We start from the raw sequence: 15,827 nt of genomic DNA on the forward strand, positions 1-15,827 counted from the left end.
GCAGGAGACCCGTGCGCGTACTCATCCACAATAGCGATTCGCCCCACAACCGAGGGGACCGGGCGATCCTCGCCGGGAACATCGAGCTCGCCCGCCGGCGGTGGCCGGGCGCCGAGATCGTGTCGCTGTCGCAGTACCCCGAGCGCGACGGAGCCTGGTTCGGCATCCGGTTCCTCCCGATGTCGCCGTACAGCACCGGGATCGGCGACCTCTTCCGCCTGCTCCGGGCTGCCCGGACCGCGGACGTCGTCCTCTGGGGCGGAGGCGAGATCCTCAAGGACTACACGAACAAGCTCGGCCTGGTCTACTGGCTGCTGAAGTTCGTGCTCGTCCGTGCGGTCAACCGGCACGTCGTCGGGGCGTTCCAGGGCATCGGCCCGACGTCCGCCGGTATCAGCAAGCGGCTGATCCGAGCGACGGTGGACCTCACCGAGGTCTTCATCGTCCGCGACGAGGAGTCGCGGGAGAAGCTGCGTTCGTGGGGTGTCCGGACGCCCGTCATCGCCTCCTTCGACCCCGCGGTGGTCGGCACCGTGACCGCACCGGACGCGGACGTGCTCGCGCGGCTCCAGCGGACCACCGGCCTGTCGGCGGAGCAGCTCGACGGGTCGGTCGGCATCGGCGTCCGACGCTGGTTCCACTACAAGCGCAGCGGCTGGATCCCGTTCCGCTTCATCCCGAAGGCGCTGCGTCGGTCGCACGTCGAGTCCGCCGACCTCGTGACCTACCGTGCGGCGCTCGCGGAGCTCGTCGACACGGTCGTCGAACGGTGGGACGTCGACGTCGTCTTCTACCCCATGCACATGGAGGCCTCCGAGGGCGACGCCGCGTTCGCGCGCGAGGTCATCGCCCAGATGCGCCACGGCGGCCGAGCGCACGTCGTCGAGGCCGACGAGTTCTCGCCCGCCGAGTACGCCGGTCTGATGTCGCGGAGTCGGCTCTTCATCGCGAGCCGTCTCCACTCGGCGATCGTGGCGACGATCGCGGGCGTGCCGGCCACGGTGCTGTACTACGTCGACAAGGGGCGGCTCTTCTTCGAGCAGATCGGCCAGCAGCGGTACGCCCGCCCGATCGAGGACGCCCTGGAGCCGACCTTCGTCGCCGACGTCGTCGCGTCGCTCGAGGACCTCGACGAGCACCGTGAGCGTGTGGTCGCGGACCTCTCCGCCGGTGTGGAGCGCATGACCGGTGCCCTGCACACGGACTTCGCCCGCGGAACCGAGGGCGTGCGGTGAGCCCGACGACGAAGCGGGTCCTGCGACGGGCGGTGCCCATCGCCTTCTACGTCCTGCTCGCGGTGTTCCTCTTCCTCTACGTCCGCAGCGTCGACTGGGGGCAGCTCGCCGGTATCCGTTGGAACTGGTGGTGGGTCGCCGTGGCGACGGTCATCAGCCTCGGCTTCCGGTACTGGGGCGTCGGCATCTGGTTCTTCCTGCTCCGGCGCCTCGGCGCGACCGGCCTGCGGGGGAGCGGTGTCGCGCTGACCTTCGTCTACGCAAAGTCGTGGATGGGCCGCTACATCCCGGGAGCCGCGACCTGGATCATCGGCAAGGTCTACTTCGCCTCGAAGCACGGCGTCTCCCGCGCGCGGCTGGGGGTGAGCGGGCTGCTCGAGGGCGCCCTGCAGATCGCCGCGACGTTGGCGCTGGCGCTCGTGCTCCTGCTGATCGATCCGCGGACGCACACGCTCGACCCCTGGATCATCGCGCTCATGGTCGTCGCCTTCATCGGCTGCGTGGTCTGCCTCGTGCCGAGGGTGTTCGTCTTCCTCATCAGCACGGCGTTGCGGATCCTCCGCCGCCCGCCGCTCGACGCCGACGTCGCGCCGAGCCTCGGCACCGTGCTCGGCGGTGCCGGGCTCTACGTCGCCGGCGCCGTGCTCTCGGGGAGTGCGTACTACTTCATCACGCTCGCCGTCTACCCGTCCCTGCGTCCCGCGGACGCGGCGTTCGTGATCGGGGCGGCCAGCATGGCCTCCGCGATCAGCATGCTCGCCGTGTTCGCCCCGGGCGGGCTCGGTGTGCGCGAGGGCGTCCAGGCGCTCCTCCTCGGCCTCGTGATGCCGGGACCGATCGCGCTCGTCGTGGTCGTCGTCACCCGCGTCTGGAGCCTGGCCGTCGACGGCCTCTTCCTGCTCACCGCCGCTGTGCCGACGTGGTTCTCGAAGCGGGGGAGACCGGACCAGGCCGACCCGGCCGGGGTCGAGCCCGCTCCGGGGCGCTGACCGGCAGGTCGGCGGCCCGTCGACCGGCTCCGACGTCGGCCGGCGGTCAGGCGGTCGTGACCACCCCGGGTGCTCGCGTCAGCGCTGCGCTGCGCACCACCGCGGTCACCGTCGCGACGAGACCGACGAGCACGAGCGCGACGAGGACAGCGACGACCGACGGCGGGACCGGACCGAGCGCCACGTACCGCTCGACACCGGCGGGTGTGACGGGGAACCGCGCGGCGTTCCAGAACCAGCTGGAGACCACGCCGAGTCCGTAGAGCCCGACCGCCGGCAGCGCGATCGACAGTCCGACGGCGGTCCGGGCCCGCGCAGTCGGTCCGCCGGCCATCCGCCGCCACGCGATCGCGCTCACGGCGACCAGGCAGACGATCGCGGGGAAGTGGTAGCGGCCCTGCGTCGCGGCGACCTCGGTCGTGGTCAGGTAGGCGTGGGCACTCGTGTACGTCTGGATCGCGGTGAGCAGTGCCGGGAAGACCGCGAGCACGACGACGGCGCGGCGGTCCGGACCCTTGCGGAAGGCGAATGCCACGACGACGGCGAGCGTGACGAGGGTGAGCACGCTGGTGAGCACGTCACCGATCGAGACCTGGGCCTTGATGCCGGGGCTGCCCCAGAAGGTCCGGGCCAACGTCCCCCAGCTGACGTCGAGGAAGTGCGACAGCGTCGGGTGCTCGCCGGGAGGGAACTCCTTGGGCGGACGCATCGCGGTGTACCCGTTCGGCTGCACCCGCCCGTACGCGAGGACGTTGTGGACCCACCACCAGGCGCCGATGCCCGCGGTGACGGCCATCGTCACGACCGTCCGGACGAGTCGGGTGCGGAGCGGGAGCACCCCGCTGCCGGCGACGAGCACGACGAGCGCGGCGAAGGGGACGGCGGGGAGTCCGTCCCCTTGATCCACACGAGGCCGCCGAGCACGACACCGAGGGCGAGCGTCGCCCGCCAGCGGTGGTCGCCGGTCAGCAGGCGGACCCTGAGCCACGCGACCACGGCCGCGAACAGCATCGCAGGTGCGTCGTTCGACACCGAGGACGCGATCGAGGCCAGCTGCGGGACGCCGAACAGTGCCAGCGCCCCGACCAGGCCCGCGCGAGGTGAGCGGGTCAGACGCCGGACCGAGGCCCAGGTCAGGAGCGGGAGGAGGGTGACCGACGCCACGTCGACGAGGCGCAGCACGAGGACGGCGTGGTCCCACCGGAGGCCGGCGAAGTGGACGGCCTTCAGGACCAGTGCCCCCACCAGGTAGGCGGTGGGCGGGTGCTGCGTCATCTGGTCGACGGTGCTCGACTCGCCCGGAGCACCCCCGAGCAGCTCCGCGAAGTCCGACCACTCGGACTTGGGCAGGGTCGCCTGCTGCGCGGCCGCGGCCTGCACCGCGTTGAGCACGTGCATCTCCCCGGGAGCCACCCAGGGGGCACCCGTCGCGAGGTGCACCGTCGCGTCGATGTGCGCGGTCTCGTCAGGAGCCTGGAACACGGGGACGACCAGCGCCTACACGAGCAACCAGAGCCCGAACGTGACCGTGACCACGGCGACGGCCACGCGCTCCCGACGATCGACGGGCGGTGCGCTGTCTCGGAGTCCGGGCGTCCTCACCGGACCATCCTACGGACGGCGCGGGAGCGGCTGGACTCAGACCTCGGGGACGCGGACCGTCTCCGGCGTCGCGTCCGCGCGCCGGGCGGACTCCTGCTCGACCCGGTCGGGGTGGTACACCCACACCTTGTAGAGCCAGAAGCGGAAGATCGTGCCGAGCCCCAGCCCGATCACGTTGCCGGAGATGTTGTCGGCGAGTGCCGAGGTGAAGCCGAGCGCGTAGTGGGAGACCGCCAGGCAGCCGAGCGAGATGACCATCCCGCCGAGGGAGACGACGACGAACTCGAAGCCCTCCTTCGCAGCGACGGAGCGGCGCTGGTGCCGGAACGTCCAGTACCGGTTGCCGATCCAGTTCACGAAGATCGCGACCGTCGTGGAGACGACCTTCGCCCAGAACGGACCGCTGTGCACCTCGTCCGGTGAGAGCACCGTGGCACGGAGGACGTTGAAGACCCCCAGGTCGACGACGAAGCCGATCGCCCCGACCACGCCGAAGCGTGCGAGTTGTGCGATGAGTCGCCGCACGTGCTCTCCTGATTCCGTAGAGTTGGCCGGGACCGGCCAGCGGTCGGAACGGGGCAGATCGATGATCGGCCTCGACGGATTGTAGTCGAGCGGTCGCGGACCGAGGTCCGGAATCGCGGAAGGAACGCACAGGATGGCGCTGCACGTCGGAGTGATCGGTGGGGGACAACTGGCGCGGATGATGGTCCCCGCCGCCGTCGAGCTCGGGCTCGAGATCAGCGTCCTCGCCGAGGGGCCCGGCATGTCCGCCGCGATCGCCGCCACGGCCGAGGGCGACCACCGCGACGTCGACACCGTCCTCGCCTTCGCGCGCGGCGTCGACGTCGTGACCTTCGACCACGAGCACGTCCCGCAGGACGTCCTCCGACGCCTCGTCGACGAGGGCGTCGCGGTGCACCCGGGGCCGGACGCGCTCGCGGTCGCGCAGGACAAGATCACCATGCGCCGACGGCTCAGCGAGCTCGGCGTCCCCGTCCCGGACTGGGCGGCCGTCGAGGACCGGTCCGCCCTCGCCGCCTTCCTGGCCGACCACGGCGGACGCGCTGTCGTGAAGACCCCGCGTGGCGGCTACGACGGCAAGGGTGTCCGTGTCGTCTCCGACCCGTCCGACGTCGACGACTGGTTCACCGCCGTCGCCGAGCTCGGCGACGGGCAGGCCCTGCTCGTCGAGGAACTCGTCCCCTTCACCCGCGAGCTCGCGCAGTCCGTCGCACGTCGCCCCTCGGGCCAGGTCGTGGCCTGGCCGCTCGTCGAGACCGTGCAGCGGGACGGCGTCTGCGCCGAGGTCATCGCGCCGGCGCCGGCCGCCGCGGGGCGACTGGCGGACGCGGCGGAGTCCCTCGCGGTCCGGATCGCCGAGGAGCTCGGCGTGACGGGGGTGCTGGCGGTCGAACTGTTCCAGACCGCCGACGAGCGGATCCTGGTCAACGAACTCGCGATGCGCCCGCACAACACCGGGCACTGGACGATCGACGGGGCGACGACGAGCCAGTTCGCGCAGCACCTGCGCGCCGTCCTCGACCTGCCCCTCGGCACGACCGGCATGCACGCGCCGGCGGCCGTGATGGTCAACGTCCTCGGTGGGCCGGCCGACGGCGACCTCGCGGCCCGCTACCCGGCCGCACTGGCGGACTTCCCGGAGGCCGGGTTCCACTTCTACGGCAAGGCCCCCCGTCCCGGCCGCAAGGTCGGGCACGTCACGGTGCTGGGCGAGGACGTGGACGACGTCGCCTACCGCGCCCGCGCCGCGGCAGCGCACTTCGACGACTGACCGCATCCTCGCCGGTCTGCTGGACGGACGCCGGGCCCTCACCCGCCGCTAGGCTCGTGCCGTGACCGACACCACCGCCGCCACCGCACCGCTCGTCTCGATCATCATGGGGTCCGACTCGGACTGGCCGACCATGCGTGCGGCCGCCGACATCCTCGGGGAACTGGGCATCGCGTTCGAGGCCGACGTCGTCTCGGCGCACCGGACGCCCGACAAGATGGTCGACTTCGCCCGTGCCGCTGCCGACCGGGGCATCCGTGTCGTCATCGCCGGAGCCGGTGGAGCGGCGCACCTGCCGGGCATGGTCGCGTCGTTGACCACGCTGCCGGTGATCGGGGTCCCCGTGCAGCTCGCGCGCCTCGACGGGCTCGACTCGCTGCTCTCGATCGTGCAGATGCCGGCCGGGATCCCGGTCGCGACCATGGCGATCAACGGTGCGGCCAACGCCGGTCTGCTGGCCGCGCGGATCATCGGCACGACCGACGCCGGGGTCCGATCGGCCCTCGCGGAGTACGCCGACGGACTCGAGCAGGTCGTCGAGCGCAAGGCACGCGCCCTGCGCGAGGCGCTCTGAGCGCTCGCGGGCGGCCGCTCAGGACACGCTGACGGCGCCCGTCCTGCCGTCGACGCTGACCGTCGTGGTGCCGCCGGTGGTGGAGGTCGTCGCGGTCCACACCGGGGCAGCAGCCGGACCACCGAGCACCACCGAGACGAGCGTGCTGCCCGGCACCGCTCCGAGAGCCGAGGTGGCCGCGCGGTCCGCCGTGACCTGCAGGCCCTCGGTCCGGGACACGTCCGACTGCCGCGTCGCCGCGTCGCTGTCCTTGGGGAACGGGCCCGACGTCACCCGGCCCAGCGTGGCCGACACCACGGACTGGGTACGTGCGCCGTCCGGACCGGACACCAGGACAGTCCAGTCGTCCCCGGAGCCGGCGATCGAGATCACGGTCCCGCCGCCGGCGGCGGCGATGCCCTGCTCGGCGACGGCCGCCCAGTCGACGGTGGCCGGTGCGTCGGCCCCGCTGCCGTTGCCCGTTCCCTGACCGCTGCCGTCGGCGGGGGCGTCCTCGGTGGGGCCCGCGCTCGACGTGTCGCTGCCCGCCGTCGGGGTGCCGGCCGGCTCCGGGACCGGGGCGGAACGCGTGGGCGTCGGGCTGGTGCTCGGTGTCCGGGTGGCGGCGGACGCCGACGTCGAGGGTGCAGGGTCGTCGGCGCGGGAGCACGATGCGAGGGTGGTGCCGAGCCCGGCTGCGAGCGCGATCGCGGTGACGATGGCCGAGGTACGGTGAGGACGCGTCATGGGTGTGATGATCGCAGCACTGTCCGACGATCCGTCCGCCCGACACGGCGGCGCGGAGGATCGGTGCAGTCCCGTGACCGGGGCTGCGCCCGGGTCGGAGGCATCGTCGTGCCGGCTGGTCCTCCTGCCCGTCGGTCGTCGTGCCCGCTGGTCGTCGTGCCCGACGGGGTCAGAGGTCCGCGTGCAGCTGCCAGACCTCTTCGGCGGAGTCCCGCCAGTCGAACATCCGTGCCCGGTCGGGTCCGGTGACGGCGAGTCGTGACGCGAGCACCGGGTCGTTGACGACCTGGAAGACGGCCTGTGCCAGGCGCTCCGGGTAGCCCTCGAGGTCGTGGCGGGCCACGGTCACGCCGGCGTCCGCAGCGACCTCACGGACGGCGGCGTCGTCCGAGTGCACGACGGGGGTGCCGAACGACATCGCCTCGATGACCGGCAGACCGAAGCCCTCGGCGAGGCTGGGGAACACGAAGACCGTGGCCCGGTCGTAGGCGACGGCAAGGTCGGCGTCCTCGATGCGCCCGAGCACCTTGACCCGGTCGGGCGCGAGCCCGGCGGCCTCGGCCGTACCGTGGACGTCCACGTCCCCCCACCCGTCCGGGCCTGCCACGACGAGGGGGACGTCCGCGGGGGCGGAGGGGTGGGCCATGGCCCGGATCAGGTGGCCGAGGCCCTTCCGCGGCTCGAGCGTGCCGACGGCGAGCACGTAGCGCTCGGGGAGTCCGAGGCGTTCGGCGCGCAGGTCGGCGTCCGGCGGGACGGCGAGTCGTCCGCTCGGTGCGCCGCCGATGACCCGGATGCGCTCGTCGAAGCGGTGGATGCGGTTCAGTTCGGCCGCCACGGCGTGCGTGGGGACGACGACCGCGTCCGCGTGGCGCCAGGCGCGCTTGACCATCGACTTGTGGAAGTGGACCCCACGGGGCGTGAGGGTCTCGGGGTGCGTCCACGGCACCACGTCGTGCACGGTGACGACGGTCTGGTGACCAGGGTCCTGGAACCGGTCGTGCCGGACCAACGGCGCCAGCACGCTCGGCGCGTGGACCATGCCGGCGGAGGCCCCTCTGGCCAGCCCGGCCTGCCACGCGAGGGCGAGCTCGCGTCGGCCGAGGGGGAGACGGTCGAACCCGGCGAGTCCGGGGAGCAGGGTCCGGAGGCGGTCGAGGTCGGCGGCCGGCGCTGCGGACACGACGGCCTCCACGTCGCATCCCGGCGGTGCCGTCGCGACGAGCTGCCGGGTGAGCTCCTCCGCGTACCGCCCGATCCCGCCGGGGACGGGCGAGATCACCTGGTCGAGGATCACACGGAGGGTGGTCATCGGTGGCTCCTCGTGGTGCTGGTGGACGGGCTCCGACCCTACCAGCGGGGTCCGCTCGCTCCTGGGTGCGTTCGGTCGTGGCAGGGTCGTTCGTTAGGGTTGGACGGACCGAAGGGGACCCTTGGCAACAACAACCGCACCGGGGCGCAGGCTGCGCGCCCTCCACGCTGCTCCGCTCGTCCGCGTCCTCGAGAACCCCTGGACCCTGCGCCTGACGCTCGTCCTCTTCGTGCTCGTGGGCGCGGTGTTCTCCGTCGCCGTCCACATGCCGGTCGTCGACGGCGTCGGCAACGTGCCCTACGCGGGGACCATCGCGCCGGACGAGAACCGACACATCGCGAACATCCTGTACTACGCGGGGCGCAGCGTCTGGGCCGGTCCCGTCATCACGGACGCCCCGGCGAGCCTGCTGCAGATGGGCGAGATCGAACGCTTCCCGAGCTACGTCTACTACTACGTGATGAGCTTCCCGGTGAAGCCGCTGCTCGACCTCGGCGCACCGTACTCGGTCATCGTGGTGGCGCTGCGCTTCGCCAACGTCCTGATCGCGGCGGTCGGTCTCGTGGTCGTCCACCGCCTGGTCCGCACGATGGGTACGGCGCCCTGGGTCGCGACGCTCGTCGTGGTGCTGCTCGCGGGCACCGGCCGGTACGAGTGGCAGGCGGCTGCCGTCACGTACGACACCCCGGCCAACACGCTGTTCTTCCTCTGCCTGCTCTTCTGCGCACGCTTGATCCGTTCGAGCGGACACGCGTACTCGGACCTCTTCCGTGCCCTCGTCCTGGGGGCCCTCGCCATCGTGGTGAAGTACACGTTCGTCCCGTTCGTGCTCGTCGCGGTCGCGGTCGCCGTCGCCCTCGTGCTGCAGCGGGACGGTGTCCGCACGTTCGCACACCCGGTGCAGCGCTTCCGTCGGGTCTTCGCGGAACATCCGGTGACGTCGTCGCTGTGGGCGTTGCTCTTCGTGGTCACCGCGGCGGTGCTGCTCGAGCGCATCGGCGGCAACCTCCTCGTCTACGGCCAGTTCAACCCGTCCTGCACCAAGCTGCACACCCACCAGGAGTGCCTGGCGTTCGACATCTACCGGCGGAACTACTGGGCGGCGAGGGCGCACGACCTCGGGATCGTCAACGCCGTACCGCAGACGCCGTTCGACCTCTTCGAGTTCGTCGGCAGCTGGATCAGCGCCTACTTCCAGAGCATGTTCTTCTACCGCGGACGCAACACCGTGTGGCAGGTCTCCACCGTCGTGCAGATCGCCGGCGCGGTCACGTTCGTCGTCGCGGTCGTCGCGACGCTGCTGTCCTTCCGGAGCCTCGTCCGGACGCGGGCATCGGTCTGGGGGCTCTTCGTCGCCGGGAGCTACGTGGTGGCGATGTTCTTCTTCAACCTCCGGACGTTCATCCGGCTCGACAACGAGTACGCCTTCTCCGGTCGGTACCTGTTGCCGGTGCTGCCATTGATCTACGTGTTCGCGATCATCGCCGCTGTGGCGCTCTGGCGCACGCTGCCGCTCTGGTGGCGTCGTGTGCTCGTCGTGCCGGCGGTGCTGCTCGGCGTCCTCACCCTGGTGACGTACGCCGGACCGATCGCGTTCTTCACCTACGCGCGCGGCGAAGGCTGGTACACGCCGATCGCGCTCCACCTGCTGCCGAGCTTCCTGACGGGAGTCGCCTCGTGACCGAACGTCCCACCGAGCCCGACATCGGCGACACGATCGCCGGTGACGACCCGACGATCCGGACCGGTCAGATCCGCCCACGGCTCTCCCGACGGCACTGGTCCGTCGCGCTCGTGGTGCTGGTCGTCGCCGTGCTGGCCGTCGGCTACGAGTTCCTCTCGGCACCCAACGCGCAGGTCGTCGGCGCCTGCCGGGTGGTCGCGGGCGCGTCGCCGGCGTCGCACACCGAGTGCTCCGGCGACGACCTGGCCGGCCGTGACCTGTCGGGGATCGACCTCCGACTCGCCGACCTGTCCGGAGCGGACCTGCGAGGCGCCGACCTGGACGGAGCGATCCTCTACGGCGCCGACCTCTCGGGCGCCGACCTCAGCGGTGCCCGGTTCCGGGACGCCGACCTCACCCAGGCGGACCTCAGCGGCGCGACACTCTCCGACACCGACTTCACACGCGCCGGCATCAACGGCATGGACGTCGAGGACACCGTCCTGGCAGCGTCCACCTTCTCCGAGTGGGTCACGGACTCGGACCCGGTCCAGGTGACCCTGACCGCGGGCACGCAGCCGGGGATCGAGAAGAACACCTGCGCGAAGCGGGAAGGGCTGTTCTACCCGGGACAGAACGGTGTCATGTGCACACTGTCGACGACGGCGGAGTACGACGGCACCCTGGAGTACACGCGGAACGTCGAGGTCAAGCTGCCACCCCAGGTCGACGTCCCCTCGACGGTGGCGCTCCGGGTGGGGCAGCAGGCGTCCGTGCAGTTCCAGGCGGACAGTCCGTTCCCGGCGGTCGTCACGGCCTTCTCGGCATCGCTGCCCGCGGGCCTCTCCTGGGACCCCGAGACGCTGACCGTCACCGGTGTTCCCGAACGTGCGGGCACCACGAAGGTCGAGTTCATCGCGGACAACGGCAAGCAGGTCCGGACCCCCGTGACGTTCCGCATCCGGCGCTGACCGTCCCACCGCACCAGCGGGAGGACGGGCACCGGGCACCCGCGGCCAACGGGTGCCGACGACGACGGGGCACGAGACCCTCCGGTCTCGTGCCCCGTCGTCGTCCTCGTCCGGTCAGGCGGTCAGGACACCCGCGGCCGCGGCGGCGTGGAGGGCGTCCCTCCAGTCACGCATCGGCGCCAGGCCGGCACGTCGCCAGCCGTCGTGTCCGAGGACACTGAACGCCGGCCGGGGCGCGGCACGGACGAACGCGGAACTGTCCGTGGGCAGCACGCGTTCCGGGTCCAGACCGACCTCCTCGAAGATCGCCCGCGTGAAGTCGAACCAGGAACCCCGGCCACCGTTCGTGCCGTGGTAGATGCCGGCAGGAGCACCGGCGTCGAGCATCGCGACGATCTGGTCGGCGAGGTCGGCGGTCCATGTGGGCTGCCCGACCTGGTCGGTGACGACGCTCACGGTGTCGTGCGACGCCGCCAGCCGCACCATGGTCTTCGCGAAGTTCGGGCCGCCGGCACCGTAGAGCCAGGCCGTCCGCACGATGTACGACCTGTCCGGCGCGACGGAGCGGACCGCTGCCTCGCCGGCGGACTTGGTCCGGCCGTAGGCGCCGAGGGGCCGCGTCGGCTCGTCCTCGGCGTACGGGGTCGTCCCCGTGCCGTCGAACACGTAGTCCGTCGACACCTGCACCAGGCGTGCGCCCGTCGCCGCCACCGCGGTGGCGAGGACCTCGGGACCTCGGGCGTTCACGGCGGCGGCGGCGTCCTCGTCGGACTCCGCGTCGTCGACCTTGGTGTACGCCGCGGCGTTGACCACGACGTCGTGTCCGGCCACCGCGTCGGAGACGGCAGCCTGGTCGGTGACGTCGAGGTCTGCGCGGGACAGGGCGGTGACGTCACGCCCTGCCAGCGATCGCTGGAGGTCCTGACCGAGCATGCCGGCTGCCCCGGTGATCAGGTAGCGCGTCATGCGATCGCCGCGCGCTCCTTGAGCGGCTCCCACCACGAGCGGTTGTCGCGGTACCACTGCACGACGTCGGCGAGACCCTGCTCGAACGGCACCTGCGGCTCGTAGCCGAGCTCTGCCTGGATCTTCGAGATGTCGACCGAGTAGCGCAGGTCGTGGCCGAGTCGGTCCTGCACGCGGTCGACGTACGACCAGTCCTTGCCGGTCGCGTCGAGCAGGAGCTGCGTGAGCTCCTTGTTCGTGAGTTCGGTGCCGCCACCGATGTTGTACGTCTCACCGGCGCGCCCACGGGTCAGCACCATCGCGATGCCGCGGGTGTGGTCGTCGACGTGCAGCCAGTCGCGGACGTTGTCGCCCTCGCCGTACAGCGGCACGTGCCGGTCGTCGATCAGGTTGGTGACGAAGAGCGGGATGACCTTCTCGGGGAAGTGGTAGGGCCCGTAGTTGTTCGAGCAGCGCGTGATCGAGAGGTTCAGCCCGTGCGTCCGGTGGTAGCTCCGGGCGAGCAGGTCGCTCCCGGCCTTCGACGCCGAGTAGGGCGAGTTGGGCTCGAGCGGACGGTCCTCGGCCCACGAGCCCTCGGTGATGGAGCCGTAGACCTCGTCGGTGGAGACGTGCACGAACCGCTCGGTCCCGTGCCGGAGCGCGGCGTCGAGCAGGCGCTGGGTGCCGACGACGTTCGTCTCGACGAAGATCCCGGAGTCACGCACCGAGCGGTCGACGTGCGACTCCGCGGCGAAGTGCACGATCGCGTCGACCGTCGGGACGACCTCGTCGAGCTTCGCAGCGTCACGGATGTCGCCCTGCACGAAGGTGTACCGCGGGGAGTCCGCGACGGGCGCGAGGTTCTCGAGGTTGCCCGAGTACGTCAGGGCGTCGTAGACGACGACCTCGGAGCCCTCGAGCCCCGGGTAGGCGTCCTCCAGGGTCCGACGGACGAAGTTCGAGCCGATGAAGCCGGCCCCTCCGGTGACGAGGATCTTCACGCTTGGTTTCCTTTTCGTGGCCGATGTGCGTCGGTCACGAGGAGCCGACGGCGGTCGGGGTCGAGTGTAGCGGGGGCCGGTCCGGCGTCAGTCGCCGTAGCGCGCGAGCTTCTGCAGGTCGAGCTGTTCCTCGGCCAGGGTCCGGTTCAGTCGTGTCAGGTCCGCGACCACGCCGATCGTGATCGACAGGAGCGCGCTGATCATGAGCACCATGCCCAGGATGAGCGACTGCAGGTGGTTGCCGCCGCTGTCCGTCCACAGCAGCACGAGGTACCGGACGAACGGGATCAGTCCGGCCACCCCGAAGACGGCGCTCACCCAGGCGAACAGTGCCATCGGCCGGTACATCAGGTAGACCCGCGCGATGGCCGACCCGGACTGGAACATGTGCTGCCAGATGTTCTTGAACAGCCGGGACTCGCGCGTCTTCGCGTTCGTCGTGATCGGGATGCTGGCGATGGCGAGACGCTTGTAGCCCGCCTGCACGATCGTCTCCATGCAGTAGCTGAAACGGGTGACGATGTTCAGACGGATGAGCGAGTACTTCGAGTAGGCGCGGAACCCGCTCGCGGCGTCCGGCAGGTCGAGGCCGGCGGCCCGGCTGGCGACCCAGGAGCCGAAGCGCTGCATCGACTTCTTGAACCCGGAGAAGTGCTCGATGGTCCGGGTCTGCCGGTCGCCGATCACGATGTCGGCGTCGCCACGGAGGATCGGCTGGACGAGGTCGGCGATCTGCGACTGCGGGTACTGGTTGTCGCCGTCCGTGTTCACCACGATGTCGGCGCCGTGCAGCATGGCGTAGTCGACCCCGTCGCGGAAGGACCGCGCGAGACCCATGTTCCTCGTGTGCCGGACGAAGTGCCGGACGCCGTGCGCACGGGCGACCTCGACCGTGCGGTCTGTCGAGCCGTCGTCGATGACGAGGATCTCGATCTCGTCGACGCCGGGGATCGAGGTCGGGATGGTCTCGAGCACCGACGGGAGGGTCTGCTCCTCGTTCAGGCAGGGGATCTGGACGAACAGTTTCACGGGTGGCGGGTCCTGGGGGTCGTCGGCCGGGCTGCAGCCCGGGATCTTCGGGTCCCGGCCGCACGGCCGGACGCGTGTCTTCGCGGACACACAGGCGGTCGAGTCTACGCACAAGCGGGAACCGAGTCGAGAACGCCGTGGCCGGCCGTGCCACGATGGAGCGATGGCACCCCTCAGGTCGGCGATCGCCCGCGTCCTCCGGCGCGCCGGGACCACCCCCGCTCCGCCCCCACCGCTCGTCGGCTTCGTCGTGCACGGGGCAGGAGGGGTCCACCCGGCGTCCGCGCACGTCCGGGTGACCGGTCGGATGTCCGCACTCGCGGCGGACGGCCTCGCACGGACCGTCCAGGTCGACCCGGTGCGGTGGGCCGACGGTTCGGACACCGCGCACCTCGACGCCGTCCTGGTGCAGCGCGACGCGTTCCCGCTCGCGTCGCTCGACGCCGCGCTCGCGCGGGCACGCGACGAGGGCACGCGGATCGTCGCCGAGGTGGACGACGACTTCTTCACGCCCGAGGCGCGTGCCCGGCTGGCCCGTGTCGAGTACGCGCCGGACCGGCTGGCGTCGGTCGAACGGCTCGTGCGGTCCGCCGACGCGGTCGTGGTCGCCACCGAGCAGCTGCGCGAGGTGCTCGCGGCGCAGGGCGTCGACGCGGTCGTCGTCCCGAACGGCGTGCAGCCGGGACTCTGGCCCTCCCGTCCTGCCGAGCCGCCGAGCACCGGCGACCGGCGCGTCCTGTACATGGGCAGCGCGACGCACGCGGCGGACCTCGAACTCCTCCGCCCGGTGTTCGACGGTCTCGTCACCGAGGACGGTCGCCGGGTGCGGCTCGAGGTGATCGGTGTCACCGGGGAGGACGGCACCTGGTTCGACCGGATCACGCTCCCCGAGGGGGCGACGCACTACCCGGCGTTCGTCGCCTTCCTGACGGAGCAGGCCGATCGGTGGTCCGCCGGGGTCGCGCCGCTGACCGGAGAGCGGTTCAACGACGCCAAGAGCGACCTGAAGTTCCTCGAGGTCACGATGCTCGGCCTGCCGTTCGTCGGCTCCGCCCGGCCGTCCTACGCGGGTGCGGACCGGAACGGCGGGCTCCTCGTCGGCGACGACCCCGAGGAGTGGCGGACCGCGCTGGCCACCGCGTTCCGGGAGGGCCCCGAGCGCAACCGCCGCGCACGTGCCTACGTCGCCGCCCATCGGATCGTCTCCGCGGGCGCTCCGAACGCCGGGGAGCGGGCCTGGCGCCGCGCGCTCGGGATCGGCTGAGCGAGCCGGTCTGCCCGGGCCCCGGCAGCGTGGTCGGCCGGGTCGCCGTCGCGGTGCGGCCCACCGACGTCCCGCTGCGTCGCCTTGCTAGGCTGCCCCGGTGCAGATCCGCGAACTGAAGATCCCCGGCGCGTGGGAGTTCACGCCCGTCCAGCACGGCGACGCACGAGGAGCGTTCCTCGAGGCGTACCGTGCCGACGTCCTCGAGGAGACGGTCGGTCACCCGCTCGACCTCCGCCAGGTGAACATGTCGATCTCGTCCGCCGGTGTCGCCCGCGGGATCCACTACGCCCTCGTCGCACCCAGCCAGGCCAAGTACGTCACCGCCGTCCGCGGGGCCTTCATCGACTACATCGTCGACATCCGCGTCGGGTCGCCGACGTTCGGCCAGTGGGACGCGGTCCGCATCGACGACGTCGACCGCAGGGCCGTCTACCTGTCCGAGGGACTCGGCCACGCCATCGTCGCGCTCGAGGACCGCTCGACGGTGAACTACCTCGTGAGCGCCCACTACGACCCGCAGCGCGAGAAGGGCATCAGCATCCTCGACCCGACGGTCGGCCTGGAGCTGCCCGACGGGATCGGCGAGCCGGTGCTCTCGGAGAAGGACACCTCGGCCCCGACGCTCGAGCAGGCCGCCGAGCAGGGTCTGCTGCCGACCTACGAGGAAGCGGTGGCCTACACCGAGTCCCTCCGCACGAAGAAGTAAGGACGGTCC

16 protein-coding genes are annotated in these 15,827 nt (G+C 71.5%); 8 read left to right on the top strand and 8 right to left on the bottom strand.

Translation table 11 applies throughout. The features are described 5' to 3' along the window. Nucleotides 1–11 precede the first annotated feature (11 nt). Nucleotides 12–1,235, top strand: coding sequence for a polysaccharide pyruvyl transferase family protein (locus ACIQFY_RS07550; RefSeq protein ID WP_400339127.1), 1,224 nt, complete (start codon nt 12–14; stop codon nt 1,233–1,235). Continuing rightward, nucleotides 1,232–2,224, top strand: coding sequence for a lysylphosphatidylglycerol synthase domain-containing protein (locus ACIQFY_RS07555; RefSeq protein WP_066655056.1), 993 nt, complete (start codon nt 1,232–1,234; stop codon nt 2,222–2,224). Before ACIQFY_RS07550 ends, ACIQFY_RS07555 begins: the two co-directional genes overlap by 4 nt. A 46-nt stretch (nt 2,225–2,270) precedes the next feature. On the opposite strand, the gene ACIQFY_RS07560 is transcribed toward ACIQFY_RS07555, so the two are convergent. From ACIQFY_RS07560 to ACIQFY_RS07570, 3 genes are all read right to left on the bottom strand, one after another. Further along, the gene (locus ACIQFY_RS07560) at nt 2,271–3,131 is read right to left on the bottom strand and encodes a hypothetical protein (RefSeq protein ID WP_400339130.1); all 861 of its coding nucleotides are present in this window, start codon (nt 3,129–3,131) and stop codon (nt 2,271–2,273) included. After that, nucleotides 3,023–3,706 (bottom strand): glycosyltransferase family 39 protein, encoded by a 684-nt coding sequence (locus ACIQFY_RS07565; protein WP_400339133.1) that lies wholly within the window; start codon nt 3,704–3,706, stop codon nt 3,023–3,025. Before ACIQFY_RS07565 ends, ACIQFY_RS07560 begins: the two co-directional genes overlap by 109 nt. A gap of 156 nt (nt 3,707–3,862) precedes the next feature. Continuing rightward, nucleotides 3,863–4,351 carry a GtrA family protein gene (locus tag ACIQFY_RS07570; RefSeq protein ID WP_066655053.1) on the bottom strand — a complete coding sequence of 163 codons (489 nt, stop codon included), beginning with the start codon at nt 4,349–4,351 and terminating at the stop codon, nt 3,863–3,865. A gap of 133 nt (nt 4,352–4,484) precedes the next feature. On the opposite strand from ACIQFY_RS07570, the gene ACIQFY_RS07575 reads away from it, so the two are divergent. Further along, a complete protein-coding gene (locus ACIQFY_RS07575) occupies nt 4,485–5,621 on the top strand; it encodes a 5-(carboxyamino)imidazole ribonucleotide synthase (protein WP_311206461.1) in 1,137 nt (378 codons plus the stop codon). A 61-nt stretch (nt 5,622–5,682) separates the two neighbouring features. Then, nucleotides 5,683–6,195, top strand: a complete 513-nt coding sequence (gene purE / locus ACIQFY_RS07580; protein ID WP_400339135.1) for a 5-(carboxyamino)imidazole ribonucleotide mutase — start codon at nt 5,683–5,685, stop codon at nt 6,193–6,195. Between the two features lie 18 nt (nt 6,196–6,213). On the opposite strand, the gene ACIQFY_RS07585 is transcribed toward purE, so the two are convergent. Together ACIQFY_RS07585 and ACIQFY_RS07590 are read right to left on the bottom strand one after the other, a co-directional pair. Beyond that, nucleotides 6,214–6,921, bottom strand: coding sequence for a hypothetical protein (locus tag ACIQFY_RS07585; RefSeq protein WP_326495518.1), 708 nt, complete (start codon nt 6,919–6,921; stop codon nt 6,214–6,216). Between the two features lie 169 nt (nt 6,922–7,090). Then, on the bottom strand, nt 7,091–8,233 hold the full coding sequence (locus tag ACIQFY_RS07590; RefSeq protein ID WP_400339137.1) for a glycosyltransferase family 4 protein: 1,143 nt from the start codon (nt 8,231–8,233) through the stop codon (nt 7,091–7,093). 121 nt (nt 8,234–8,354) lie between these two features. Between ACIQFY_RS07590 and ACIQFY_RS07595 the strand changes: the two genes are divergently transcribed. Further along, nucleotides 8,355–9,914 carry a hypothetical protein gene (locus tag ACIQFY_RS07595; protein WP_326495520.1) on the top strand — a complete coding sequence of 520 codons (1,560 nt, stop codon included), beginning with the start codon at nt 8,355–8,357 and terminating at the stop codon, nt 9,912–9,914. Then, entirely contained in the window at nt 9,911–10,867 is a 957-nt protein-coding gene (locus tag ACIQFY_RS07600) for a pentapeptide repeat-containing protein (protein ID WP_326495521.1), read from the top strand. Before ACIQFY_RS07595 ends, ACIQFY_RS07600 begins: the two co-directional genes overlap by 4 nt. 114 nt (nt 10,868–10,981) lie before the next feature. Here the strand turns inward: ACIQFY_RS07600 and rfbD are convergent, their stop codons facing one another. The 3 genes from rfbD to ACIQFY_RS07615 all read right to left on the bottom strand — a co-directional run bounded on the left by rfbD (nt 10,982) and on the right by ACIQFY_RS07615 (nt 13,845). After that, nucleotides 10,982–11,833: a dTDP-4-dehydrorhamnose reductase gene (gene rfbD, locus ACIQFY_RS07605; protein WP_326495522.1), complete on the bottom strand. Its 852-nt coding sequence runs from the start codon at nt 11,831–11,833 to the stop codon at nt 10,982–10,984. Next, nucleotides 11,830–12,816, bottom strand: coding sequence for a dTDP-glucose 4,6-dehydratase (rfbB, locus tag ACIQFY_RS07610; RefSeq protein WP_326495523.1), 987 nt, complete (start codon nt 12,814–12,816; stop codon nt 11,830–11,832). Before rfbB ends, rfbD begins: the two co-directional genes overlap by 4 nt. An 87-nt stretch (nt 12,817–12,903) precedes the next feature. Further along, on the bottom strand, nt 12,904–13,845 hold the full coding sequence (locus ACIQFY_RS07615) for a glycosyltransferase family 2 protein (RefSeq protein WP_311206454.1): 942 nt from the start codon (nt 13,843–13,845) through the stop codon (nt 12,904–12,906). A gap of 163 nt (nt 13,846–14,008) precedes the next feature. On the opposite strand from ACIQFY_RS07615, the gene ACIQFY_RS07620 reads away from it, so the two are divergent. Both ACIQFY_RS07620 and ACIQFY_RS07625 read left to right on the top strand, forming a co-directional pair. Continuing rightward, nucleotides 14,009–15,109 carry a hypothetical protein gene (locus tag ACIQFY_RS07620; protein ID WP_400339141.1) on the top strand — a complete coding sequence of 367 codons (1,101 nt, stop codon included), beginning with the start codon at nt 14,009–14,011 and terminating at the stop codon, nt 15,107–15,109. A gap of 100 nt (nt 15,110–15,209) precedes the next feature. After that, entirely contained in the window at nt 15,210–15,818 is a 609-nt protein-coding gene (locus ACIQFY_RS07625; protein ID WP_400339143.1) for a dTDP-4-dehydrorhamnose 3,5-epimerase family protein, read from the top strand. The last annotated feature ends 9 nt before the right edge of the window (nt 15,819–15,827 follow it).

This window comes from Curtobacterium sp. NPDC092190 (assembly GCF_044755625.1).
In the GTDB taxonomy this organism is placed as follows: Bacteria; Actinomycetota; Actinomycetes; order Actinomycetales; family Microbacteriaceae; genus Curtobacterium.